General features: G+C 50.4%; 19 protein-coding genes. 12 read left to right on the top strand and 7 right to left on the bottom strand.

Going from position 1 to position 15,595, the window contains the following annotated elements:
- Nucleotides 1-17: 17 nt before the first annotated feature.
- Together D6029_RS07795 and D6029_RS07790 are read left to right on the top strand one after the other, a co-directional pair.
- Complete coding sequence (locus tag D6029_RS07795; RefSeq protein ID WP_120064230.1) at nt 18-305, top strand: VF530 family protein; 288 nt, start codon at nt 18-20, stop codon at nt 303-305.
- Nucleotides 306-325: 20 nt separating this feature from the next.
- Entirely contained in the window at nt 326-1,114 is a 789-nt protein-coding gene (locus D6029_RS07790) for a phosphotransferase family protein (protein WP_120064229.1), read from the top strand.
- Here D6029_RS07790 and D6029_RS07785 read toward each other — a convergent pair.
- Nucleotides 1,111-2,304, bottom strand: coding sequence for an NAD(P)/FAD-dependent oxidoreductase (locus tag D6029_RS07785; RefSeq protein ID WP_120064228.1), 1,194 nt, complete (start codon nt 2,302-2,304; stop codon nt 1,111-1,113). The two genes, D6029_RS07790 and D6029_RS07785, sit on opposite strands and share 4 nt — an antisense overlap.
- A 224-nt stretch (nt 2,305-2,528) precedes the next feature.
- Between D6029_RS07785 and D6029_RS07780 the strand changes: the two genes are divergently transcribed.
- Complete coding sequence (locus D6029_RS07780) at nt 2,529-3,038, top strand: RrF2 family transcriptional regulator (RefSeq protein WP_120064227.1); 510 nt, start codon at nt 2,529-2,531, stop codon at nt 3,036-3,038.
- A gap of 3 nt (nt 3,039-3,041) precedes the next feature.
- Here D6029_RS07780 and D6029_RS07775 read toward each other — a convergent pair whose 3' ends face one another.
- From D6029_RS07775 to D6029_RS07765, 3 genes are all read right to left on the bottom strand, one after another.
- Nucleotides 3,042-4,037 carry a FecCD family ABC transporter permease gene (locus D6029_RS07775; RefSeq protein WP_120064226.1) on the bottom strand — a complete coding sequence of 332 codons (996 nt, stop codon included), beginning with the start codon at nt 4,035-4,037 and terminating at the stop codon, nt 3,042-3,044.
- A complete protein-coding gene (locus tag D6029_RS07770) occupies nt 4,037-4,993 on the bottom strand; it encodes an ABC transporter substrate-binding protein (RefSeq protein WP_418230251.1) in 957 nt (318 codons plus the stop codon). The genes D6029_RS07775 and D6029_RS07770 overlap by 1 nt, the downstream gene beginning before the upstream one ends.
- A 117-nt stretch (nt 4,994-5,110) precedes the next feature.
- Nucleotides 5,111-5,908 (bottom strand): ABC transporter ATP-binding protein, encoded by a 798-nt coding sequence (locus tag D6029_RS07765; protein ID WP_120064224.1) that lies wholly within the window; start codon nt 5,906-5,908, stop codon nt 5,111-5,113.
- Between the two features lie 145 nt (nt 5,909-6,053).
- On the opposite strand from D6029_RS07765, the gene D6029_RS07760 reads away from it, so the two are divergent.
- From D6029_RS07760 to D6029_RS07750, 3 genes are read left to right on the top strand one after another with little or no spacing between them, the layout of a single operon-like run.
- Nucleotides 6,054-7,109 (top strand): ABC transporter substrate-binding protein, encoded by a 1,056-nt coding sequence (locus D6029_RS07760; protein WP_120064223.1) that lies wholly within the window; start codon nt 6,054-6,056, stop codon nt 7,107-7,109.
- Nucleotides 7,096-8,100 (top strand): FecCD family ABC transporter permease, encoded by a 1,005-nt coding sequence (locus tag D6029_RS07755; RefSeq protein WP_120064222.1) that lies wholly within the window; start codon nt 7,096-7,098, stop codon nt 8,098-8,100. Before D6029_RS07760 ends, D6029_RS07755 begins: the two co-directional genes overlap by 14 nt.
- Nucleotides 8,097-8,849 (top strand): ABC transporter ATP-binding protein, encoded by a 753-nt coding sequence (locus tag D6029_RS07750; protein ID WP_120064221.1) that lies wholly within the window; start codon nt 8,097-8,099, stop codon nt 8,847-8,849. The genes D6029_RS07755 and D6029_RS07750 overlap by 4 nt, the downstream gene beginning before the upstream one ends.
- On the opposite strand, the gene D6029_RS07745 is transcribed toward D6029_RS07750, so the two are convergent.
- Nucleotides 8,833-9,558 (bottom strand): substrate-binding domain-containing protein, encoded by a 726-nt coding sequence (locus tag D6029_RS07745; RefSeq protein WP_120064220.1) that lies wholly within the window; start codon nt 9,556-9,558, stop codon nt 8,833-8,835. The two genes, D6029_RS07750 and D6029_RS07745, sit on opposite strands and share 17 nt — an antisense overlap.
- Nucleotides 9,559-9,700: 142 nt before the next feature.
- On the opposite strand from D6029_RS07745, the gene D6029_RS07740 reads away from it, so the two are divergent.
- The 3 genes from D6029_RS07740 (at nt 9,701) to D6029_RS07730 (ending at nt 12,123) form a co-directional block, all read left to right on the top strand.
- A complete protein-coding gene (locus D6029_RS07740) occupies nt 9,701-9,976 on the top strand; it encodes a hypothetical protein (RefSeq protein WP_120064219.1) in 276 nt (91 codons plus the stop codon).
- A gap of 177 nt (nt 9,977-10,153) precedes the next feature.
- Nucleotides 10,154-10,744 (top strand): lipid-binding SYLF domain-containing protein, encoded by a 591-nt coding sequence (locus D6029_RS07735; protein ID WP_120064218.1) that lies wholly within the window; start codon nt 10,154-10,156, stop codon nt 10,742-10,744.
- A gap of 212 nt (nt 10,745-10,956) precedes the next feature.
- The gene (locus D6029_RS07730; protein WP_120064217.1) at nt 10,957-12,123 is read left to right on the top strand and encodes a methyl-accepting chemotaxis protein; all 1,167 of its coding nucleotides are present in this window, start codon (nt 10,957-10,959) and stop codon (nt 12,121-12,123) included.
- 40 nt (nt 12,124-12,163) lie between these two features.
- Here D6029_RS07730 and D6029_RS07725 read toward each other — a convergent pair whose 3' ends face one another.
- Nucleotides 12,164-12,715 carry an ATP-binding cassette domain-containing protein gene (locus tag D6029_RS07725; RefSeq protein ID WP_244212385.1) on the bottom strand — a complete coding sequence of 184 codons (552 nt, stop codon included), beginning with the start codon at nt 12,713-12,715 and terminating at the stop codon, nt 12,164-12,166.
- Between the two features lie 217 nt (nt 12,716-12,932).
- Here D6029_RS07725 and D6029_RS07720 point away from each other — a divergent pair, with 217 nt between their 5' ends.
- The 3 genes from D6029_RS07720 to D6029_RS07710 are packed head-to-tail and all read left to right on the top strand — an operon-like array spanning nt 12,933 to nt 14,475.
- Nucleotides 12,933-13,400 carry an NUDIX hydrolase gene (locus D6029_RS07720; RefSeq protein WP_120064216.1) on the top strand — a complete coding sequence of 156 codons (468 nt, stop codon included), beginning with the start codon at nt 12,933-12,935 and terminating at the stop codon, nt 13,398-13,400.
- Nucleotides 13,384-13,746 carry a VOC family protein gene (locus D6029_RS07715; protein WP_120064215.1) on the top strand — a complete coding sequence of 121 codons (363 nt, stop codon included), beginning with the start codon at nt 13,384-13,386 and terminating at the stop codon, nt 13,744-13,746. Before D6029_RS07720 ends, D6029_RS07715 begins: the two co-directional genes overlap by 17 nt.
- Nucleotides 13,747-13,752: 6 nt before the next feature.
- Complete coding sequence (locus tag D6029_RS07710; protein ID WP_120064214.1) at nt 13,753-14,475, top strand: GNAT family N-acetyltransferase; 723 nt, start codon at nt 13,753-13,755, stop codon at nt 14,473-14,475.
- A gap of 139 nt (nt 14,476-14,614) precedes the next feature.
- Here D6029_RS07710 and D6029_RS07705 read toward each other — a convergent pair whose 3' ends face one another.
- The gene (locus D6029_RS07705) at nt 14,615-15,520 is read right to left on the bottom strand and encodes a LysR family transcriptional regulator (RefSeq protein ID WP_244212384.1); all 906 of its coding nucleotides are present in this window, start codon (nt 15,518-15,520) and stop codon (nt 14,615-14,617) included.
- Nucleotides 15,521-15,595: the final 75 nt, after the last annotated feature.

The following is a 15,595-nucleotide window of genomic DNA, read 5'->3' as shown; positions in this document are numbered from 1 at the left end:
GAATCACTGGACTCAATATGACCAACCCTTCAAAAGACCCTCTACACGGCATGACGCTTGAAGCCATCGTTAATGCGCTGGTTGCCCGTTTCGGCTGGGAAGAACTCGGCAAACGCATCAACATTAATTGTTTTAAAAGCGACCCGAGCGTCAAATCCAGCCTTAAGTTTTTGCGCCGCACGCCGTGGGCACGCAAAGAAGTCGAAGAGTTGTATGTCGATTCTTTAGAAACCAATGAGATTGAAGATGATATTCCGGCTGATAGCCCGTGGGCGAACTGGCAGAGTAAGAAAGGGCAGGAATAATTGAAGGCGAGGTCATCAATATGAATGAGGATTTGGCAAAAATGGGCGCTGCACGCGTTCGCCTCGCCTCACTTCATGGCTTTGACTGCATCATTAAACAGCCCGTTTCGGCCGTTGAATTTCAGTTTTATCATCAGGTCGCTCCTGAATTTCGCGCAGCAGGCATCGCTGTTCCAGAGCTTTTATCCCGCGATGCTGCAACGCAAACCTTATGCCTGGAATATATCCCGCAGTCCATTAGCCAGCATGAGCTAGCCGAGCGCGATGATATTCTGGCAATGATTGCGCGTATTCATCGTTACCCTGTGAATCAAAGCTGGAGCCTTAAGCACCACCGATGGTGTGAAGATAAAACCCTTAACGCGCTGGAGTTGCTGAAATTACCTGAAAGTGCGGCTGCGATTGTTCTCGATATTGCGAAATTAAGTGCCTGCCTGTTCAACCCGACAATGTTGATCTCCGGTGACACTAACGCCGGGAATTGGGGAATCAGGCAGAAAGGGGATGCGGTGTTATTTGACTGGGAACGCTTTGGCACCGGCAGCCCGGCGATAGACCTGGCTCCCTTAATTAAAGGGATGGGAAACATCTCGGATTTCATTCATTTTGCAGAACGCTACCAAGATGTTTCACCCCAGGTTATTTCATCCACGCTGGCTCAGGAGATCGCTATTTGCAAATTATGGATAGTGACAGAAGTTATCGATATTCTGCACACCAACCATAAAGCTGAGCTTGACCATTATCTGAACTGGTATCGCAGCCATTTACCCTCGTGGTTGAAAGAAGTACAACGCTTTATCGGTTAAACAAACGGTGCCAACGGATCGGCTGCCGCAAAGGCAATTTCTTTCTCCGCTTTCGGCGGGTAAATCAATTCATTAGTAATCGCGACTTTGATTTTCTTCGCCTCGGCACGTGTGGATTTCACCACCTGATCCCAGCCTTCGGTGTACACCGCGCCAAAACCGCCTAAATCCAGGCACGTCACGTAATTCACCTGGCGATAGGGATGCGGAGCCACGCCAAGCATGTCGGCGGCTACGTTATTACCGACGAAACGGCCGAGCATAATCGCGTGCTGGCAGGTCATTAGCGCGGTGTTGCCTTTGTCATCGGTGCGGGCAAATGCCACGTCGCCGGTGGCGTAAATATCTTCCTGTCCCACCACTTTTAAGTTTTCATCAACATGCAAACGGCCTTGCGCATCGCGTGTAGCGGGGATTTGCGCAGTCAGCGGGCTGGCCTGCACACCCATGGTCATCACCACGGTATTTGATTCGATAAAATCGCCATTCTTGAATTTAACGCCGCGTTCGCTGATTTCTGCGATTTCCGCATTCAGCTTCCATTCAACACCTAATTCACCGCTGGCCTGGGTAATCACATCGCTCAAATCTTCGCTGTAACGCCCGCCAACTACCGGGCTACGGTCGGCGATAACGACGCGAATCGATGCGCCATCGCCCAGAATGGTGCGTAAGCGGGAAGGCAATTCCGTCGCCAGTTCGATACCTGTAAACCCGCCGCCACAAACCACGACGGTATTACGCGCAATGCTTTCTGGCTGCTGCGCCAGTTGATTTAAATGCTGCTCAAAGCGTGCCGCACTTTCCAGTTGATCGACATCGAATGCGTGCTCTTTCGCACCTGGGAAAATCGGATTGATTTGGCTGCCGGTCGCCACCACCAGACGGTCGTAATGCAGCGCCGCAAGCTGCTCTTGCGCGGTGTGATACCAGACTTGCTTGCTCGCCACATCAATTTCACTGGCCGAACCGGCAATAAACTTCACGCCCGTCGCGGCAAATAACGGCAACAGCGGGGCGGCAAAGTTTTGCACGCCATCTTCATAAAAACGCGGGCGAATACGCAGTTCAGGCTGCGGAGCCAGCACGGTGATTTCAATATCATCACGATCGTCGGTCAAGCGCGCGGCACTCAGAGCGGCCCACATACCTGCAAAACCGGCACCCAAAATGAGAATTTGTTGTTTCATGATTTATCCCTGGTCTATCAATGGTCATTGGATTTCTTAACTGCGATCATATTTGTCGTAGTTAATGTTTTCAAGGCTTTTACGTGCTCATCTGTAAGGTTTGAATTTAACTGGATGAATTTATTTAATATTTAAAACTTAACTGAGATTTGGTAGCGCGAGGAATTGCGTCAGTACAAGGAAGGATTTATTATCTAACTAAGAATCAATTGGGCGGAGAAGTTATGGCATTTTACAGTTCAGGCGTGGAATATGGCATCCACAGCCTCATGTGTCTGGTAGACAGCAAAGGCGACGGGCGTGAGATGAGCGTGCGTGAAATCGCTGAGTTGCAAAATGTCCCGTACGATTACCTGGCTAAAATTTTCACCAAGCTCTCCAAAGCCCAACTGGTTGAAAGCACAGAAGGAAAAGGCGGGGGATTTCGCCTGGCGAAACCGGCTGACCAGATAACGGTGCTGGATATTGTTGCCGCCATCGACGGTGAAAAATCTATTTTCGACTGTAAGGAAATCCGCCAGCGCATGGCGATATTTGATGAACCCGCGCCCGCCTGGGCTTGTGAAGGAATTTGCGGTGTGCGCCATGTAATGCAGGTGGCGCAGCAGCGAATGGAAGAAGCGTTGGCGCAACATACGGTGTTAGATCTCGCACGCCGCATGTTCAGAAAAGCGCCGGAAGCCTTGCCGATTCAGATTGAAGAGTGGATTGGCAACCGCCGCAAAGATGCGTGAAGGTTAACTGGTGCGGCGTAATAAAATCACCAACACAAACACGCCGCCGACACCCGCGGTGATAATCCCAATCGGCAATTCCTGAGGGGCGGTGAGGGTGCGGCTAAGCACGTCGCCTGCGGAAAGTAATATCGCTCCCATCATCCCCACCAGCGGCAATAAACGCCGGTGGCGCACACCCGAAAAGGGCCGCGCCAAATGCGGCACCATCAATCCGACAAAACCAATCACCCCGGTCAGGGAAACGAGAATGGCGGTAGCCATCGAACAGCAGATAAACACTTCTGTTCTGAGGCGATTAACGTTAATTCCCAATGACCATGCCGTTTGTTCCCCCGCCAGTAATGCATCCAGCGCCTGCCAGCGTCGGTAAATCAAAACTATTAGTATGACCAGCGCGACGGCGGCAAATCCGAGGTTTTCCCAACGGGCAAAGCCTAATCCTCCCAACGCCCAAAATAGCGCATTGCTTGCGGCACGTTGATCGCCGGAAAAAATCAGGAAGTTGGTTAATGCGCCAAATAAAAACGACACCGCCAACCCGCAAATAATGAGCTTTTCAGTGCCTTTGTGTGATTGCGACATAAAGATGATGATCACCGCCACGGCGGATAACATGCCGCCGACGAAAGCGGCGATGGGCAGCGTCCAGGTGCCAAAGCTGTCGCCAAAACGGGTGATCACCAGCACCACGCCCGCCGAGGCACCGGAAGATAAGCCGAACAAAAACGGGTCGGCAAGGTCATTGCGCGTGGTGGTTTGTAGCAGTGCGCCAACCAAAGCCAGGCCGGAACCGGCAATCACCCCCAGCAAGGTGCGCGGTAGACGCAGTTCCAGCACGATGCTTTTCACCATTTCCGGGACGCCGCCGTGCATTAAATCCAGCGCTTTTAATACGTCTGAAAACGACAGCGGCACGCTGCCGGTCGCCACGCTAAGCAGGATAAACCCCGCCAGCAACAGCGAGGCGAAAATCCACGCCAGACAGTAACGCGTCATTAGTTAAATGCAGCGGGATAGAGTGCGCGGGCGAGCTTATTAATGGCGGTGATGTTCGCTGGCCCCGGCGTCAGCTCCTGGTATTTCAATTTGAGATAACGGTGGTAACGCACCGCAGGCGTGTTTTTCATCAGCGGATGTTGTTCGAGGAAGCGCCGCAGCCCGTCAGCACCGCCGTTATAATCAGACTGATAATCCATCAGGATAATAAATTCTGGCTCGCTGGCGGCCACGCTTTCCCAGTTGGTCGTCGCCCAGCTTTTATTGAGCGTATCCATGACGTTTTTCCCGCCAGCCGCTTCAATAATTGCCGTTGGCATGGCGTATGCGCCGCTGGTAAAGGGTTTATCTTCGCCAGAATCGTAAAGGAAAACGCGCATCGGCTTCAGCCCGGCGGTTTTGGTTTTGATATCGGCAACTTGTTTTTTCCAGCTTTTTACCAGTTTCAGCGCGGCTTCTTCTTTGCCAAACACTTTCCCCAGGCGCAACATGTCGCCGTACAACAAATCCATGCTGGCGCGCGGGCGATGGTTATCAACACGAATACAGCTTTCAGTCAGGACCAGGGTTTTGATATTGAATTTTGCCAGCGCCTGAGGCGTGACATCGCCACGTAAACCGTAGTTCCAGCCGGCAAAGAACAGGTCGGGTTTCACCGCCAGCAGCGTTTCCATGGAAGGATCTTTTGGGGCGATTTCAGGAATCGAGCCCTGGAGGCGAGTAAATGCCGGGATGTTTTTATACCAGCCAGAAATCCCACTCACGCCAACCATTTGCGGTTGCAGATGCAGGTCGAACGCCATTTCTGCCATGTTGATATCATGAACCACCATGCGTTTTGGCGCTTTGGTGAACGTCATTGATTGCCCGCAGTTATCAATGGTCACCGGGAAACCGGAAGCGCCCGCATAACCGGAAATCATGACCAGTAACGCCATGATAGTAAATCTGTTCACATAGACTCCTGATTTATGAGGAATTGCACCTCACTTAACAAGCGGAATAAATCCAGCCGCTGCACCATACAGGAATTGATTGGGTGAATAGATCTGCTCAGATCAAATTATGATGAGTTACTTCATTTCAGAAGGCAGTGCTTCGAAGATACGTAGCGTTTTACCGCTTGTCGGATGGGTAACGTGCAAACTTTGCATGCCGAAAACCTGCTCAAGCCAGGCGGAGTCGAGAACTTGCGCTGGCGTGCCACGACAAACCATTTCCCCTTGATTCATCATCAAAACCCGGTCAGAAAAAGGTTGGATCAATTCCAGGTCATGCAGCACCGCAAGCGTCGTCATATTTTTATGTTTGATCAGGCTCAGCAGTTGGTGGCGGGCGAGCGGGTCGAGATGGTTTGTCGGCTCGTCCAGCAATAACAACGCGGGTTGCTGGGCTAAAACCCGCGCAAAACCCGCTCGCTGGCGTTCACCGCCGGATAATTTCCCTAAAGAAACCGCCTTCAAATGCGCAATGCCAACGTCGTTAATCGCATCGGTAATGATTTTTTCATGCTCGGCGCGGGAATATTCGACCTGCCAGGGAATACGCCCCAGCGCCACATACTCACTCACCGTCAGGCGCAGATCGGCGTTGTCATGTTGTGTCAGAAAAGCCACGGAACGGGCGCGTTCCTGCGGTTTCATGCTGCGCAACGATTTGCCCTGAATCACAATCTCACCGCTGGCGGGTTGCAGCTCGCTAATAATCAGCCGCAAGACAGTCGACTTACCGCTGCCATTTGGCCCGATGATCGACACAAACTCGCCCGCATTAATATCGAAAGAGACCCCGTTTACCTGCGGCGTTTTGCCGGAAAAACAGTGCGTCAGATTGCGGACGGAGAGCAAACATTCGGGCGTTGGCGATTTCATAAGACATGTCTTTAGCTGAAAAACTGGCGCGTAGGATAACAGCCATGCCGCAATGGACAAGCAACAAGGCGCGATAATCGGTTGCCAGAGCCATCGTTATATAATTTAATATATATCGAAATCATTCCTTATCCAGATGGCACTTATGTTAACTCTTCGTCATATCACGCTGGTTTGTGCCAGCGCGTTCTTCGCAACTTCCGCTCACGCCGACAGAATTATCACCGACCAGCTTGGTCGCCAGGTCACAATTCCAGATCACGTCAACAAGGTGGTTGTTCTCCAGCACCAGACGCTGAATCTTCTGGTGCAACTCGATGCGCAAAAGGATATTGCAGGCGTGATGACCAGCTGGAAAAAGCAGCTCGGCCCTGAATTCGCCCGTTTTATGCCATCCATTACCTCATTGCCAACGCCTGGCGATCTTACCGAGGTGAATATCGAGAGCCTGCTGGCGATTCATCCGCAGGTGGTGTTCGTCGCTAACTATGCGCCTGCGGCGATGATTCAGCAGATTCAGAATGCCGGTATTCCGGTGGTGGCGGTGTCCCTGAGAAAAGACGCCCAAGGTCAGCAAGACAAAATGAACCCCACCATGGCCGATGAAGAGCAGGCGTATAACGAAGGGCTGAAGCAGGGGATTCGTTTAATCGCCGATGTGGTGGAGCGCAAACCGCAAGGCGAAGCCCTGATCAAATATACCTTTGATGCTCGCGCCAAATTTAATGCGCCGGTGGCGAATATTCCTGAAGCCAACAAAGTGCGTGTTTATATGGCGAACCCGAATTTGATGACCTACGGTTCCGGTAAATATACCGGCTTGATGATGAAACACGCCGGAGCGCAAAATGTGGCCGCCGCAACGGTGAAAGGGGCGCGTCAGGTTTCTCTTGAGCAGGTGTTGCAGTGGGATCCGCAGGTGATTTTTGTCCAGGATCGTTACCCGCAGGTGGTGACAGAAATCCTGAATGATCCAAACTGGCAGGGTATTGATGCGGTGAAAAATCATCGCGTCTGGCTGATGCCGGAATATGTGAAAGCCTGGGGCTACCCGATGCCGGAAGCGCTGGCTATCGGTGAGTTGTGGATGGCGAAAAAGCTTTACCCTGATGCTTATAAAAATGTCGATGTCGATGCTCAAGCCCAGGATTATTACCAACGTTTTTACCGCGTGAACTGGCAGCCAAATGCTCAGCAGTAATGCGTTTATTACCCGGCAGCTGGCACTCGCTATATCTGTGCTGGCGCTGGGTATTGGCTCGCTGAGTCTGGGGCATTATCCCTTGCCGTTAAGCGAAGTTCTCCATCAACTCACTCATTATTCGCAAACATCGGGCATCGCAAACCAGGTGATATGGTCTGTCCGTTTGCCGCGCGTTTTAATGGCGCTGCTGGCAGGCGGTGCGCTGGGGTTGTGCGGCGCGACCTTGCAAGGGGTGTTTCATAATTCGTTGGTTGACCCACATATTATCGGCGTCACATCGGGTTCCGCATTTGGCGGCACACTGGCGATTTTGCTCGGCCTTGACCCGTTGTTAATGATGGGATCAACGTTCTTTTTCGGGCTGAGTGCGTTGATTCTGGTGTATGCCATTGCGGCGTTGCAGGGGCGGGAAAATGCGCTGATTCTTATCCTCTCGGGGATCATTATGAGTGGTTTCTTTGCCGCCCTGGTGAGCTTGATTCAGTACCAGGCCGATACCGAAGAGGTTTTGCCTAATATCGTGTTCTGGCTTTTGGGCAGTTTTGCCACAGCGAACTGGCACAAAGTCTGGTTGCTGGCGGTTCCGGTGACGATTGCCGCAGGGGTTTTGTTCAAGCTCCGCTGGCGCATTAATTTGTTATCGCTCAGTGATAAAGAGGCGCAAGCGCAGTGCGTTTCCGTGGTTCCGCTGCGGCGCTGCGTTCTGCTTTGCTGTGCTTTGTTGGTCGCCGCACAGGTGGCGGTGAGCGGCAGCATCGCCTGGGTTGGGCTGGTTATTCCGCATCTGACGCGTCTATTGGTCGGCGTTGATCATCGCCGTTTGCTGCCCACGGCGTTTTTGCTCGGCGGCGGTTTTATGATCCTCGTCGACGATATTGCCCGCACGCTGATGCAGGCGGAAATCCCGCTGGGGATTATCACGGCTTTAGTCGGCGCACCGCTGTTTACGGTGCTGTTAGTTCACTCAAGCCGCAGGGGGCGTCGATGAAACACGGGGATTTACGCGTTCAGCAGTTGTTATACGGCTACGATTCACCGCTATTTGAGGCGATGAGTTTTCATTGTCAGCGTGGAGAAATTTGGGCGGTACTCGGGCGCAACGGGTTGGGTAAAAGCACGCTGCTCGATACACTCACGGGGTTTCTTAAGCCGCTGGGCGGGAAGGTTGAACAGCAGGGCGGCGTGGGCATTGTGGCGCAACATTCTCACCTGCCGTTCCCGTATTCGGTGAGCGATGTGGTGCTGATGGGGCGCGCTCAATATGTGAAGCTGTTTGCGCAACCGGGGCGCAAAGATAAACAGGCCGTCATCGAGGCGCTGGAGCAGCTAAACATTGCACATCTGGCCGCCAGCACGTTTAGTTCGCTTTCCGGCGGCCAGCAACAACTGGTGATGATCGCCCGGGCGCTGGTGACGGCGAGTCAAACGCTGCTGCTTGATGAACCGTGTTCGGCCCTGGATTTAGCCAATCAACAAGTGGTGTTGCAGTTGATCAGCGATTTGGCGCACCGCCAGCAGCGCGGCATTATTTTCACCACACACGATCCGGTTCATGCGTTGCAGGTGGCGACTCACACGCTGCTGCTTTTACCCGCAGGAAAATGGCTGGCTGGCCCAACCGACGCCATTGTGACCGAGGAAAATATGCATCAGGCCTATGGTTTAGTGTTGCGAAAAATCCACATCGAGAATAACGCCACCCCGTTTATTGCCCCGCTGTTCAAGATTGAGAAGTGACGGGAGAAAAGCCCGCCGTCGCCAAAATTGCTTGCCCTTCATGACTCAGAATAAAATCGACTAGCCGATTCACTTCACGGGAGTTTTCGAGCGTCGCCAACTGATACTCACACAAAATGTTGTGTTCAGCAGGGATCGTAACGCAGCGAATATCAGTTTGTCCCATCAGCGCATTGGCGTAATGAGCGTAGCCGATAAACACATCAGCGAATCCCTGGCGCAATATCCACGCGCTTGCGAGTTCACCCGCTGGTATTTGCAGCGTATCGCGACCGCCCACCAGGGGAATCGCGCGTTCGCGCAGTTGATGACCGAGGCCTGGCTGGTATTTATCGAGCTCATCGAACAACGCCCACGTGTAATCGCCTGATGGGTCGCAACCCGGCGTGGAAGTCCCGATGCGCAAGGCCGGCGCGCTCAACAACTCCATCCAGTCACCATCTTGTAGTGTGGTTAACGCCAGTTGATTCCAGCAGAAAGTGTGGGTTTGTGAGGCTTTGCCGTTTGCCAGTAAATGCTGCGGGTGTTCACGATTAGCCGATGCAAAAAGCGCGCAGCGTTCACCTGCTTCTATACGTTCACGCAGCAAGCCCGCCGGGCCATACTGAACTGCGACTTCGATGCCGGTCGCCTGAGTGAATTGCGCAAGTAAGGGTGTGAAGGCCAGACGTAAACTGCCTGCGGCGAATAGGGTAAATGGGGACGTCATGAAAATGGATCCTTTGAATAAACTCGCTCAGGTTTATCTGAGCCATTTTACTGATTATAAACGTGTTGAAACTTTGACTGAGTTAAATTTTTTCACAGTAAAATGACCTTATTCTTGATAGCAGTTTAAGGGGGAGAACAGCATGGAAAAGTATGTATTTTATTTTAAAGAAGGCACTTCAAAAGTGTTCGCTGAAAGCACACTGGATAAGGATGACATCAAAAAGCTAAAACAAGAGGGTTTTAAAAAGCATCACCTGGATTTTTTTGCAGAAAGTAAACAGGATGCTATCACCAAATTGAACGCTGGCAATCAAGAAAACCTCGACGCTTTACGTGAGTTTTCAGGAAACCATATGGTGATGGTCGTCATATTACTCATCACGCTCGTTGTGACCCTTCTCAATTGGAATTGGTGACGAGTCTCAAAACTAACTCATAAAATCCAGCATTCATTTATTCAAAAATAAACAATAAAGATTCAGAACAAGCACGAAAAATTAATAAGTTTACCGGTTCGTTCCTCTACTATGCGCGCTCTTTTCGGCATGCTTACTGATTAAGCATGCCGACTGTCTATTTGATTTAGGGTGCACATGCATTACAAAAAATTGATTCTTATTGCTGTTTTGGCAATCGCAGGTTGTAGCGCGAAAGGTGATACCGCCAGCCAGCAACGAAATACCATCCAACAAATGCGTATTGATACGTTATCGAAACTGTATAAGGTTCATCCTGAAGCCCGAAGTGAAATTCTTAAAGCCAAAGGTTATGCCGTCTTCTCCAATAACAGCAGCAAGATTTTGGTATTTGGATTTGGCAGCGGTTATGGCGTGGTTAAAGATCTCAAGACGGGTAAAGACACTTATATGAAAATGGCTCAGGCCGGGGCAGGCGTCGGCGTGGGCGTGAAGCAATTGCGCACCGTTCTGGTGTTCAATGACAGCAACGCCCTGAGCGATTTCGTCAAGAATGGTTATATCGTCGGCGCGGATGCAAATGCGGCGGCAAAATACGACGACAAAGGTTTGCCAGCGGTTGGCGCATCCGCCAGCGCCGTGGCACCGGGCACTATTTCCGCACCAAAACCAGTTGATGTTTATGAGATCACTGAGAAAGGTCTTGCCGCCCAGGCGATGATTAACGGCTACAAATACTGGCCTGATGAAGATTTAAACGCGAAATAACAGGTGTCGGATGGCATGCGTTTTTGTACGGTGGATAAGCGTAATCGTTATCCACCGTTTTTTAATTTGCCGAAACCGCATGTGTAAACAAGTGTAAAAAACTTCTTGATTTGCTTATGTCAGGAGATAGCTTCGATTTCATTTCAGGACTGGAATTCCTGGCAATACCCGCAATAAATAAAGTACACACAAAATACTCTCCCGAGTAAAACATGCTTAACAATTACAGCGTCAGAACCGTAATTATTGTTTTTACCGCAGCTTCACTGGCGACACTTGATGTCATGGCGTATTTATTATCAGCCAGTCTGACTTTCTTACTCCTGCTCAATGTGGTCGGGTTGATATTGCTTTCATTCCTCTGGCTTTACATGACTCAATACCTTGTAAAACCGATTAATGAGGTAAAAAGAAACATTGATGAAATCAACTCCGGGAATTTATCCATTTCCATTCGCGAATTTGGTAATAACTGCGCGGGTAAATTAATTCCCGGCATCAACAGCCTCTCAAACGAAATTTCTAATCTGGTCAAAGATATTAGAAAATCTTCTCATTCAGCAAGCGCATTATCCGGGACGCTGGCTAACCAAAGTGCCGAACTTTCCGTTAAAACAGAACAGCAATCAGCGATGTTGATGCAAACCGCATCGAGCATGGAAGAAATCTCGGCTGGAACTAAAAGCAATGCGGAAAACATGCGTCAGTTGAACACCATCACCAGCGATGCCCATAAATCAGCAGGCCACGGCAGCGAATTAATGCAAAAGCTGACAGAGAATATGGTGTCGATTACTCATTGCTCGAAGAAAATGACCGAGATTATCAGCATCATTGACGGCATTGCGTTTCAGACCAATATCCTGGCCCTGAATGCGGCGGTGGAAGCCGCCAGAGCAGGGGAACACGGTAAAGGATTTGCGGTGGTCGCAGGCGAGGTCAGAGTTTTGGCGCAGAAGAGTTCTGAGTCTGCGAAAAACATTAAATCGCTCATTGAAACAACAAACACCAATGTGATGCAGGGGGCAAAACTGGTGTCCGAAGCCGAAAAAAATATGCAGGCCATTGTTGGCGGTTCAGAAGATCTTAATCTGCTGATGGAGCATATTTTTATTTCGACAAACGAGCAGGAAAAAGGAATACAACAAATCACGATTGCTTTGTCGGAGCTGGAAAAGGTCACATTGAGTAATGCCGCGGTGGTGGATGAACTCGCGCAGTCCTCCGATGTTCTCAAAAACCAGGTCGTGGCATTGCAAGAAAGAACCAGTAATTTGCGTTTGGCTGATGATCAAAAGGGCGCTACGGCTGCCAGTTCGCAACCGGCGCTGGCTAAACTGATTAAAAATACCCCGGAAGGAAACTGGCAAACTTTTTAACTGCGACCGTCGGATGACGCTGCGCTTATCCGACCTACGACTACCACGCGGCAAAACGCCAGTTCCCTGCCGAAAGTGATAAACGTTCCGTTAAATTCAGATGGTTAAGAAAGACTTCATCATGGGAAACCACGATCAACGCCCCCTGATAATGGCTGAGCATAGCGAGATGTTGATCCAGCCAGACGTGCTGCTCAACAACATGGCAGCTTCCTTCTAATGGCTCGACTTTCCCTGACAGAACTTTCAACAACGTAGATTTCCCGCAGCCATTATTCCCGACAACGCCGATGCGTTGCTGGGCGGTTAGGGTCAGATTCAGCGGAAAATCAAAGCGCGTAACGAAGGGCAGTTGCACATCTTTTAGCTCAGCAATCTGGCGGCGGGAAGGGGAGTTTACCGCCAGCGAATGCATGACTATGTCAGCGTTTTCATCAACCTGAATTTGCGAAAGCACGCTTTTTCCCACGCCATTGCGCCCGACGAGGCCAGTGCGACGAGAGTCAAAAGTTTCGTTAAGTTGTGAGAACAGCGGGGTGCCGTCAGGTAAAGTAAAAGCGACGCTTTCCAGCGCGATAGATATATTCGTCATAATTACTACTCCACAGATGCCAGAAACTGACCCGAAGAATCGGGGCAACAACGTTGGCCGTCAGACAGACGGCAGCATCAATGGCGCATTGGACGAATACCTCTGGAGAAGAAATGAAGGGGATTATTTTAGGCCAGGTGTCAGGAAAGTAAAGTATCGACTACATTTTGTGCAGATCTTCTGCCGATAAACGGGCAGGGGATAAAGGAGAACAGAAGTGAGACAACGACCCGCGGCCAGATTGTTGATTATCGATAAAAACGGACGAGTATTACTGTTCAAATATACCCACAAGGACGACGCCCTGGCGGGGAAAGCCTATTGGGCAACGCCGGGCGGCGGCGTCGAGGAAGGGGAATCATTCGAACAAGCCGCCATCCGCGAACTGCATGAAGAAACCGGCATTTTATGCAGTGATATCGGGCAGCCCGTCGCCAAAAGAAATTTCATTATGAAACTCCCCAGCGGCGAAACGGTTGAAGCACTGGAAAAGTATTACGTGGTGCGTGTCAGTGGAAATGAAATCAACACTGAACGCTGGAGCAACAATGAAATCAACATTATCAGCGAGCATCATTGGTGGAGTATCAACGAATTACACCTAACGCAGGATCTGGTTTACCCAAAGAATCTGGCTGACATGATTGAATCCCATCAGGAGACACTTTATGAACGCAGAAATTAACGGTGGAATTGATATCGCCATCAAAGTCCCGCCGCACCAGTTTCAACAGACCATCGAATTCTATCGTAACGTTCTCGGGCTTCCTGAGATTACCGATAAAGCCCCGGCAACCGGGTTTATCCTTGGCCCAAATCGGCTATGGATAGACGAAGCGCCCGCACTAAGCCAGGCCGAAGTCTGGCTTGAACTGTTTACCCCGGATTTCAAGCTGGCAGAAAAGCAGCTTGCGGATGCGGGCGTGGTTCGCTGCGATGCGGTCGAACCGCTCCCGGAAGGATTTAAAGGCGGGTGGGTGATGAGCCCGTGTAATATTGTCCATATGCTTAGAGAACCTGAGGCCTGGTAAGAACTTATGTCGAATACCAATAGATACGGTCAGCCCGTTGGCTTTGCTTTACCCGACTGGCAGCCGGTAACTTTTCCGGATAACTGCCTGATTAATGGTCAGCATTGTAATGTGGAACCGCTAGAAATCAGCCATAGCGAAGCGCTGTTCGATGCATTTTCGCAGGCAAAGGATGACCGGGACTGGACTTGGCTCGGTGCAGAAATGCCCGTAAATCTGCAAGAAATGATGGATTGGGTGCAGCATAAAATCGAAGATAGTCAGCTAGTTGCATGGGCGGTGGCAGATGCAAAAAATGGACAGGCTGTTGGCGTGGTCTGCTTTAGCAATATTGATCCCGTCAATGGTGCGCTGGAAATCGGGCATGTCACCTGGTCGCCGCTAATGCAAAGAACGGCGATGGGTACAGAAGCCATTTATCTGCTGCTGAAGAACGCTTTTTCTTTGGGATATCGCCGTGTGGTGTGGCGCTGTGACTCGCTGAATCTGGCCTCACGGAATGCGGCAGAGCGAGTCGGATTCACCTTTGAGGGAAGATTCCGCCAGGCTATGACCCGTAAACAGCGCAACCGCGACACAGACTGGCTTTCGATTATCGACGGCGAATGGCCGAAGATAGAAGACTCGCTGGCGAAATGGCTTTCGCCGGGTAATTTCAATGATGACGGTGTGCAGAAATGCAGGCTGGAAATGTTTTTTGACGATTCCAATACAGAGGTTAAAAGATAACTTCTCTCGTTATGCCCACCCCAGCGTGAGTAACTCTGTTTAAGAGAAAGATGTCACTCTGCGATGGGGCTATTACATATTCAGGAACATAAAAACTGTCATTCGATGCATTTATGAGTCCGGAAATCACCTTCTTGCTTCAGTGCAGTCCCAGAGTAGCCAGAAAACGTTTTGTCAGCGGTCTTGTTTCCTCTTTCCGCCACACGGCAAAAAGGGTGATTTCAAGCGGTAGCCAGGGTAGTGATACTAGAGCAACATTATCCGGAACAATCCGCGCAAGGCTTTTCTGTATGAAAGTAAAACCCAACCCAGCCTCCACGCAGGCCAGCGCGGCCAGTGGCCCATTGACTTCCAGACAGATATTGGGTCGAAAACCGCCTTTCTGACATGCGGCGAGCAGTCGCGCCCGCGCCGTAGGATTCAGGTTTTCCTGATCTGCTATCCACGACTGGCCATTGAGATCATCAGGGCTGGGAGCAGCGAGTCTTCTTTCTTTTGGCATAGCCAATAATAGATGTTCTGTCAGGACTTTCTCCTGACAGAACATGCCATTAGCTTCAGGTGGCGTATGCAGCAGGGCCAGATCAATGGCTCTTTCCTTTAGATGTTCAATCTGTTGCTTTGAACGCATAGCATGTAGGCGGATATCTGCTTCATGTCCCATCCCAAGCTGTGCAATTGCCTCAGGAAGAAGCCGGGAATGGAGTGCCGCTTCTACATAACCAATATCCAGTCGCCCTGCATAATCATGCGAAAGATGCCGACCGTAATCTTTCAGGCGATCATGATGTTGTAAAAAAGGCGTTACTTCATTCAGAAATTTTCTTCCCTCTTCAGTCAGCCGTAATCGCTTTTTATCACGATGAAAAAGCGTAATACCTAATTCACTTTCAAGCTGCTGGATCTGTCTGCTGAGTGGGGATTGAGAAATATGAAGCCTTTCAGCTGCCTGTCCGACATGTTCGAATAAGGCAACGGTGGCAAAAGAACGCAGTAATTTTATGTCCACAACAATTTTGGTCTCAACTGAGTCGAAAATTATCATAGTCTCATCAGGCGTTTAACTTCAATATCTTTAAACCGTGACACTGACTTGCCAGCGACTGTTACTAGTTGGTCT

Source organism: Buttiauxella izardii (assembly GCF_003601925.1).
GTDB classification, from domain to species: Bacteria; Pseudomonadota; Gammaproteobacteria; order Enterobacterales; family Enterobacteriaceae; genus Buttiauxella; species Buttiauxella izardii.
This window is presented reverse-complemented; position numbering and strand designations above follow the sequence as displayed.

Bases quoted from the DNA above. Each gene is read 5' to 3' on its own strand.
- D6029_RS07740 (WP_120064219.1), top strand. From the start codon at position 9,701: ATGGAAAAGTATGTATTTTATTTTAAAGAAGGCACTTCAAAAGTGTTC.
- D6029_RS07785 (WP_120064228.1), bottom strand. From the start codon at position 2,304: ATGAAACAACAAATTCTCATTTTGGGTGCCGGTTTTGCAGGTATGTGG.
- D6029_RS07745 (WP_120064220.1), bottom strand. From the start codon at position 9,558: ATGACGTCCCCATTTACCCTATTCGCCGCAGGCAGTTTACGTCTGGCC.
- D6029_RS07755 (WP_120064222.1), top strand. From the start codon at position 7,096: ATGCTCAGCAGTAATGCGTTTATTACCCGGCAGCTGGCACTCGCTATA.
- D6029_RS07705 (WP_244212384.1), bottom strand. From the start codon at position 15,520: ATGATAATTTTCGACTCAGTTGAGACCAAAATTGTTGTGGACATAAAA.
- D6029_RS07790 (WP_120064229.1), top strand. From the start codon at position 326: ATGAATGAGGATTTGGCAAAAATGGGCGCTGCACGCGTTCGCCTCGCC.
- D6029_RS07735 (WP_120064218.1), top strand. From the start codon at position 10,154: ATGCATTACAAAAAATTGATTCTTATTGCTGTTTTGGCAATCGCAGGT.
- D6029_RS07730 (WP_120064217.1), top strand. From the start codon at position 10,957: ATGCTTAACAATTACAGCGTCAGAACCGTAATTATTGTTTTTACCGCA.
- D6029_RS07715 (WP_120064215.1), top strand. From the start codon at position 13,384: ATGAACGCAGAAATTAACGGTGGAATTGATATCGCCATCAAAGTCCCG.
- D6029_RS07795 (WP_120064230.1), top strand. From the start codon at position 18: ATGACCAACCCTTCAAAAGACCCTCTACACGGCATGACGCTTGAAGCC.
- D6029_RS07750 (WP_120064221.1), top strand. From the start codon at position 8,097: ATGAAACACGGGGATTTACGCGTTCAGCAGTTGTTATACGGCTACGAT.
- D6029_RS07725 (WP_244212385.1), bottom strand. From the start codon at position 12,715: ATGACGAATATATCTATCGCGCTGGAAAGCGTCGCTTTTACTTTACCT.
- D6029_RS07760 (WP_120064223.1), top strand. From the start codon at position 6,054: ATGTTAACTCTTCGTCATATCACGCTGGTTTGTGCCAGCGCGTTCTTC.
- D6029_RS07765 (WP_120064224.1), bottom strand. From the start codon at position 5,908: ATGAAATCGCCAACGCCCGAATGTTTGCTCTCCGTCCGCAATCTGACG.
- D6029_RS07710 (WP_120064214.1), top strand. From the start codon at position 13,753: ATGTCGAATACCAATAGATACGGTCAGCCCGTTGGCTTTGCTTTACCC.
- D6029_RS07780 (WP_120064227.1), top strand. From the start codon at position 2,529: ATGGCATTTTACAGTTCAGGCGTGGAATATGGCATCCACAGCCTCATG.
- D6029_RS07775 (WP_120064226.1), bottom strand. From the start codon at position 4,037: ATGACGCGTTACTGTCTGGCGTGGATTTTCGCCTCGCTGTTGCTGGCG.